1 rRNA gene is annotated in these 1,706 nt (G+C 54.4%); it reads right to left on the reverse strand.

Features of this window, described 5'->3' with window-relative positions:
- Nucleotides 1–181: 181 nt before the first annotated feature.
- Nucleotides 182–1,688 (reverse strand): 16S ribosomal RNA (locus tag LOC68_RS11035).
- Nucleotides 1,689–1,706 lie beyond the last annotated feature (18 nt).

Consider the following 1,706-nt stretch of genomic DNA (forward strand, 5'->3'; position numbering starts at 1 on the left):
TCGCAGCGCGCATAAAAAAACCTCACGCCAGCGTTAGCTGACGTGAGGTTTCGTATAAATATGGTTGTGACCAAGCTGAGCTGAGTGAGACTGTCCCATGGTAGACGTCTAGTTAAGCGATTGCTCGCTCAGAGCTAGAGGGAAGTGTGAGACTTCCACTGTCGTCACCAATTTTCCTTAGAAAGGAGGTGATCCAGCCGCAGGTTCCCCTACGGCTACCTTGTTACGACTTAGTCCCAATCGCGGAGTTCACGTTCGGCGCCTGCCTCCTTACGGTTAGCTTAGCGACTTCGCGTGCACCCCACTTTCGTGGCTTGACGGGCGGTGTGTACAAGGCTCAGGAACATATTCACCGCGGTATGCTGACCCGCGATTACTAGCGATTCCGGCTTCATGCAGGCGAGTTGCAGCCTGCAATCCGAACTGAGGCGCGTTTTCTGGGATTTGCTTACTCTCGCGAGTTTGCGTCCCTTTGTTCGCACCATTGTAGGACGTGTGCAGCCCTAGTCATAAAGGCCATGAGGACTTGACGTCATCCCCGCCTTCCTCCGGTTTCACACCGGCAGTCTCTCTAGAGTCCCCGACATTACTCGCTGGCAACTAGAGATAGGGGTTTCGCTCGTTAAGGGACTTAACCCGACATCTCACGACACGAGCTGACGACAGCCATGCAGCACCTGTGCAAAAGCTCTCCGAAGAGCACTCTTCCCTTTCAGGAAGATTCTTAAGCATGTCAAGACTAGGATAAGGTTCTTCGCGTAGCCTCGAATTAAGCCACATCCTCCACCGCTTGTGTGAGCCCCCGTCAATTTCTTTGAGTTTCAGCCTTGCGACCATACTCCCCAGGCGGAGCACTTAACACTTTCGCTACGACCGAGAAGATGTGGGAGTCCCCTCGATCCAGTGCTCAACGTTTACAGCTAGGACTACCGGGGTATCTAATCCCGTTCGCTCCCCTAGCTTTCGTGCCTCAGCGTCAGTAGAGACCCAGTGAGCCGCCTTCGCCGCCGGTGTTCCTGATGATATCAACGCATTTCACCGCTCCACCATCAGTTCCGCTCACCCCTATCTCCCTCAAGCCCTACAGTTTCAAGCGCAGTTCCACGGTTGAGCCGTGGGATTTCACACCTGACTTGTAGGGCCGCCTACGCACCCTTTAAGCCCAGTAATTCCGAATAACGTTCGGACGGTTCGTCTTACCGCGGCTGCTGGCACGAACTTAGCCCGTCCTTCCTCTGAGGATCAGTCAAAATTTCTTCCCCTCTGACAGCGGTTTACAACCCGAAGGCCTTAATCCCGCACGCGGCATCGCTCGGTCAGGCTTGCGCCCATTGCCGAAGATTCTCGACTGCAGCCACCCGTAGGTGTCTGGGCAGTATCTCAGTCCCAGTGAGACGGGCCACGCTCTCACGCCCGCTAACCATCGTAGCCTTGGTGGGCCATTACCCCGCCAACAAGCTAATAGTGAGCAGTCTCATCCCCGGGCGCCGGAACTTTGATCCGTAGATGTTATTCGGTATTACCGCCAGTTTCCCAACGCTATCCCGAACCCGAGGGTAGATAAACTACCTGTTACTCTCCCTTTCGCCGCTTTCACTCAGGAGCAAGCTCCCAAGATATCGCGCGACTTGCATGCCTAATCCATGCCGCCAACGTTCATTCTGAGCCAGAATCAAACCCTTCAATTGTTATATGCTTGAACGATC

The organism is Blastopirellula sediminis (genome assembly GCF_020966755.1).
GTDB lineage: Bacteria > Planctomycetota > Planctomycetia > Pirellulales > Pirellulaceae > Blastopirellula > Blastopirellula sediminis.